This is a genomic window from Phenylobacterium sp. (assembly GCF_036263695.1).
Taxonomy (GTDB): domain Bacteria; phylum Pseudomonadota; class Alphaproteobacteria; order Caulobacterales; family Caulobacteraceae; genus Phenylobacterium.
The window spans coordinates 1-4,558 of the sequence record NZ_DATAGM010000475.1; the positions used below are offsets into that span (position 1 = coordinate 1).

The 4,558-nt window shown below is 71.3% G+C and carries 7 protein-coding genes; 4 read left to right on the forward strand and 3 right to left on the reverse strand.

All coding sequences use genetic code 11. The features are described 5' to 3' along the window. The coding region (locus VHK87_RS19055; RefSeq protein ID WP_329636474.1) for a PLP-dependent transferase at positions 1-624 on the reverse strand (624 nt) is incomplete at its 3' end. A 390-nt stretch (positions 625-1,014) separates the two neighbouring features. On the opposite strand from VHK87_RS19055, the gene VHK87_RS19060 reads away from it, so the two are divergent. Next, positions 1,015-1,200, forward strand: coding sequence for a hypothetical protein (locus tag VHK87_RS19060; RefSeq protein ID WP_329636475.1), 186 nt, complete (start codon positions 1,015-1,017; stop codon positions 1,198-1,200). Positions 1,201-1,216: 16 nt separating this feature from the next. On the opposite strand, the gene secB is transcribed toward VHK87_RS19060, so the two are convergent. After that, complete coding sequence (secB, locus tag VHK87_RS19065; RefSeq protein WP_329636476.1) at positions 1,217-1,699, reverse strand: protein-export chaperone SecB; 483 nt, start codon at positions 1,697-1,699, stop codon at positions 1,217-1,219. A gap of 152 nt (positions 1,700-1,851) precedes the next feature. On the opposite strand from secB, the gene timA reads away from it, so the two are divergent. The 3 genes from timA to VHK87_RS19080 are packed head-to-tail and all read left to right on the forward strand — an operon-like array spanning position 1,852 to position 4,140. Then, on the forward strand, positions 1,852-2,463 hold the full coding sequence (gene timA / locus VHK87_RS19070; protein WP_329636477.1) for a TIM44-related membrane protein TimA: 612 nt from the start codon (positions 1,852-1,854) through the stop codon (positions 2,461-2,463). A 4-nt stretch (positions 2,464-2,467) separates the two neighbouring features. After that, positions 2,468-3,616, forward strand: a complete 1,149-nt coding sequence (locus VHK87_RS19075) for an MltA domain-containing protein (RefSeq protein ID WP_329636478.1) — start codon at positions 2,468-2,470, stop codon at positions 3,614-3,616. Next, positions 3,613-4,140, forward strand: coding sequence for a Smr/MutS family protein (locus tag VHK87_RS19080; protein ID WP_329636479.1), 528 nt, complete (start codon positions 3,613-3,615; stop codon positions 4,138-4,140). Before VHK87_RS19075 ends, VHK87_RS19080 begins: the two co-directional genes overlap by 4 nt. On the opposite strand, the gene VHK87_RS19085 is transcribed toward VHK87_RS19080, so the two are convergent. Continuing rightward, positions 4,137-4,499 carry a hypothetical protein gene (locus VHK87_RS19085; RefSeq protein WP_329636480.1) on the reverse strand — a complete coding sequence of 121 codons (363 nt, stop codon included), beginning with the start codon at positions 4,497-4,499 and terminating at the stop codon, positions 4,137-4,139. The genes VHK87_RS19080 and VHK87_RS19085 overlap by 4 nt on opposite strands. Between the last annotated feature and the right edge of the window lie 59 nt (positions 4,500-4,558).

Here is a 4,558-nt window from a genome sequence, read left to right on the forward strand (position 1 = left end):
GTACTTGGTGGCCGAATAGACGACGATCGCTGCGCCGTGCTCCAGCGGCCGGCACAGCACCGGCGCGGCCGTGTTGTCCATGATCAGCGGCACGCCGAGCTCGCGGCCGATCTTGGCCACCTCGGCTATCGGGAAGACCGCGAGCTTCGGGTTGGGCAGGGTCTCGGCGTAGTAGGCGCGGGTTCGCTCGTCGGTCGCGCGGCGGAACCCTTCAGGATCGGCGGGATCGACGAACCGCACCTCGATGCCCTGGTCCTTAAGGGTGTTGGCGAACAGGTTCCAGGTGCCGCCGTAGAGGTCTGTGGCGCTGACCACGTTGTCGCCGGCCCGGGCGAGATTCTGCAGCGAGAATGCGCTGGCCGCCTGGCCGGACGCCAGCGCCAGCGCCGCGACCCCGCCCTCGAGCGCGGCGATCCGCGCCTCCAGCACGCTGGTCGTGGGGTTGCCGATCCGCGTGTAGATATTGCCGCTCTCCTGCAGCGCGAACAGGGCCGAGGCGTGCTCGGTGCTTTGGAACTGGTAGGAGGTGGTCTGATAGATCGGCACGGCCACCGCGCCGGTCGCAGGGTCGGCCCGCCAGCCGGCGTGCAGCACGAGGGTCTCGGGGCGTTGCGACGCGGTCATCTTCTCACCTCCAGGTCTGTCGAGCGGGGCACGCTAGAGCGGCGGAGCATGCCGCGCTAGCAACTTACCTGTGGCCACCGCGTTTGGGTCGCGGCATAGCTTGGAGCACAGGCTGAAGGCGATGGTGGTCAGAACGAGCGGCGGATCGACGGAAGGGAAACCCGGCCCTGTGTGGCTGGAGCTTGCACGTCTAGGTGCGCTGGTGGCCCTAGACCTGGTGCGGCCGCCCCGGCCCGAGAACCGGTTGCCGAAACGCTGGGCGCCGACCGCGCCGCGTCATTGATTTATTTGCGACGAACCTAATAAGCCCTTGTGCGTTGCAGCAAAGACCGATTAGGCGTGCTGCGCCGCACGCGTTTGTAAGGGGCTGTCGCGATGAGCTTTGTGTCGATGAGGACCTTCCCGGGTTGCTGGGTCGGTCAACGGACCCTGCTTCAGGCCGAGGAGATCGAGGACGCCGGTCTTGAGGAAGGCCACCGCTGCGGCGCCTGCGAGCGGGTGATCTTCACCGGTCCCAGCTCCGAGCTGCGCCACACCGTCATCCGCTGCGGTTGCGGCGAGTTCAATCAGCTCTGAGTAGGTGGACGGCCGCTCAGGCCGTCCCCACCGTCTCTTGCTCCTTGCGGCCGGCGTAGACGCCGGCGAAATCGATCGGGTCCAGCAAGAAGGGCGGATAGCCGCCGTCGCTGGTGACGTCGCCGATGATCCGGCGAGCGAACGGGAACAAGAACCTGGGGCACTCGATCAGCAGCACCGGCTCCAGCTCCTCCGGCGGCACGCCGAGGATCTCGAAGACGCCGCCGTAGAGCAGCTCCGCCACGAACACCGGGCCGTCGTCGCGCATCGCCCGGGCCGACAGCTTCAGGTCCACCTCGAACAGCCCGTCCGGGCGGCCGCGAGCGTTCATCTCGACCCCGATGTCGATCTGCGGCTGGGGCGCGTTGCCCCGCAGGCTTTCCGGCGCGCGGGGGTTCTCGAACGACAGGTCGCGGATGAACTGGGCGAGGATGCGGATGCCGGGTTCCTGGCCCGCGCCGTTTCCCTGGGCCGGAGCGGCCGCGTCGGTGTCGGTCATGTGATGAGCTGTCCGTGGAATCGACGCAGGAAAGCGTCGTTAATCAGCGGCGGGCTAACATGCGTCCCAGGGCGATGCAACGTCGCCCCTGACGCGGACGTTCCCCCGTCCTATATTGTGCTCAACGCGTACCGTCATTCCCTCGAGAGCCCGTGCAGGTCTTGGAACTGATCATCATCGCCGGCCTCGCCGCCATCGTGCTTTACCAGCTCTACTCGGTGCTGGGGCGGCGGGTGGGCCGCCAACCGGAAGACCAACCGGCCGCCGAAGTGGCCGCGGCGGGCCGTGCGCCCAAACAGCCGCTGGAGGCGCCGGAGGAAGGCGTCGCGCTCACCGGCCTAGCGGCCGTGCGCGCCCAGGATCCCGGCTTCGAGGTTAACCGCTTCCTGCAGGGGGCCAGGGCCGCCTACGAGATGACCGTCCGCGCCTTCGCCGCAGGCGACCGCGACACGCTTCGCCGGCTGCTGTCGCCGCAGGTGTTCGCCAGCTTCGATTCGGCCATCGCCGCCCGCGAGGCCGAGGGCCGGACCGAGAACGTGGAGTTCCTGCACCAGCCGCGCGCCGACCTGGACAAGGCCGAGGTGCTCGGCGAGCTGGCCCGCATGACGGTCCGCTTCCTGGCCGAATTCCGCAGCCGCACCACCGGTCCGGAAGGCGAGGCGGTGGACGACCGCCGCACGGCCGAGCTCTGGACCTTCGAGCGCAAGCTGAAGAGCAAAGACCCCAACTGGATCTTGGTTCACGTGGACGCAGCGGAGGCGTAAGGCCTTGCCGCTGCGTTCGGTCGGAGCGCTGGCCCTCGCTCTGCTGCTCGTCGCCTGCGCCGGTCCGCGCGGGCCCGTAGCCTTCGCCCCGCCTGGGCCGCCCCCCGCTCCGCCGCCGCCGGCCCGGCCCGCCCCGCGGGTGATTCCGCTGTCGGCGCTGCCGGGATGGGGCGGCGAGGATCACGCTGCGGCCTTCGCCGCCCTGCGCGCCACCTGCCAGGTCACCCGCGATCTCGCCCTCTCCGCCATTTGCCGCCAGGCCAAGGCCGGCCCTTCGCTCGGCCCAGCCGCCGCCCGGCAGTTCCTGGAGTCGCACTTCCAGGCCGAGCGGGCCGACGGGGAGGGCGTGCTCACCGCCTATTTCGCGCCGCGCTACGAGGCGCGCCGGGCCCCGAGCCGCGAGTTCAGCGCGCCGGTGCGGGCCAAGCCCGCCGACCTCGTCACCGTCGACGGCGGCCGGCTCGACCCCGCCATGGCGGGCAAGCCGGCCGTGGTCCGCCAGGCGAACGGGCGTCTCGAGCCGTATCCCGACCGCACCGCCATCGAGGCCGACCCCGCCGAGCGGCCGCTGGCCTGGATGCGCCCGGAGGAGCTTTTCCTGCTGCAGGTCCAGGGCTCGGGCGTTCTGGTGTTCGAAGACGGCCGACGGATGAAGGCCCTCTACGCCGCCCACAATGGCCGCCCCTTCGTCGGCCTCGCCAATCCGATGCGCGAGCGCGGTCTGCTCCCGCCCGACGGCGCCTCCGCCGAGGCGATCCGCGCTTGGCTGGCCGCCAACCGCGGCCCGGGGGCGGACGAGCTGATGCGGCTCAATCCGCGCTACGTTTTTTTCAGCTTGGCGCCCGACGACGGCCGCGAGCCGGCGGGGGCGGCCAACGTGCCCCTGCCGCCGGGACGGGCGATCGCCGTGGATCCCTCGCGCCACGCCATGGGCGACGTCTTCTGGATCGACGCCGACGCGCCGATTCTGACCGGCGCCTTTCCCACCTATCAGCGGCTGGTGCTCGGCCTGGACGTGGGCGGGGCGATCAAGGGCCCGGTGCGCGCCGACCTCTACATCGGCTCGGGGCCGGCGGCGGGCCTGGAGGCCGGCCGTGTGCGCCACCGCCTGAAGCTCTACCGGCTGCGGCCGAAGGCGGGCGCACGGCGGTGAAGCGGCCGCTGAAGCCGGACGAGCTGCGCCTCTGGGGCCTGGTCGCCTCCACCGTCCATCCGCTGCCGGGCCGCTCCGCGCCAAAGCCGCCGCCCCAGGCCGAGGCCTCGCCTGCGCCGGCGCCGAAACTCACGCCCGGATCGAAGGTGATCGTGCAGCCGGCTCCGAAGCCGGCCCCGCGGCGCACCGGCGCCGAGCCCATCGAGCCCGGCCGGCTGACCCGCATCGCCCGCGGCCGCGACCCGATCGGCGGCCGCATCGACCTGCATGGGCTCGACCAGGACCGCGCCCGCGCCGCGCTGGAGGCGTTTCTCTTCCGCGCCTGGGACGAGGGCTACCGCTCGGTGCTGGTGATCACCGGCAAGGGCACGCTCGGCGACGGCGTTCTGCGGCGGCGCGCGCCCGAGTGGCTGGCTGATCCGCGCCTGGCCGGCGTCGTGGCCGGCATCGCCGAAGCCCACCGCCGCCACGGCGGCGAGGGGGCCATCTACGTGGCGCTGAAACGCAAGCCTGCGAAGAGCTAGGCGGCGTCCTTGAGGCGCGCCGGTTCCTCGCTGCGCCGATCCTCGGTTCGACGCTCGTCCGCGCGGCGCTCGCCGGACCGCCGGTCGCCCTTGCGGCCGCGGAAGGCGGTCATCGCCTGCAGCAGGCTGGAAAGCAGCAGGAAGAACACCAGGCTCACGGCGCCGACGGTGGACACGCCCGAGGGGGCGCTCGACAGGACCACCGGCACGCTGGCCAAGGCGATCCCGGAGAACAGCAGGCTGGCCACATGCATCCGGCGGTCGCCGCGCGGCTTGAAGATGTAGGCGTACACGTAGGCGCCCGCGCAGGCGGCGGCGCCGGCCATGGCCACAGCTTGAAGGATGGCGTTGAGGGTCATTCTGGTCCCCTGGGGTTTGCGAGGCCCACCTTGGGGCCGCAGAGTTTGGATCGGATTAA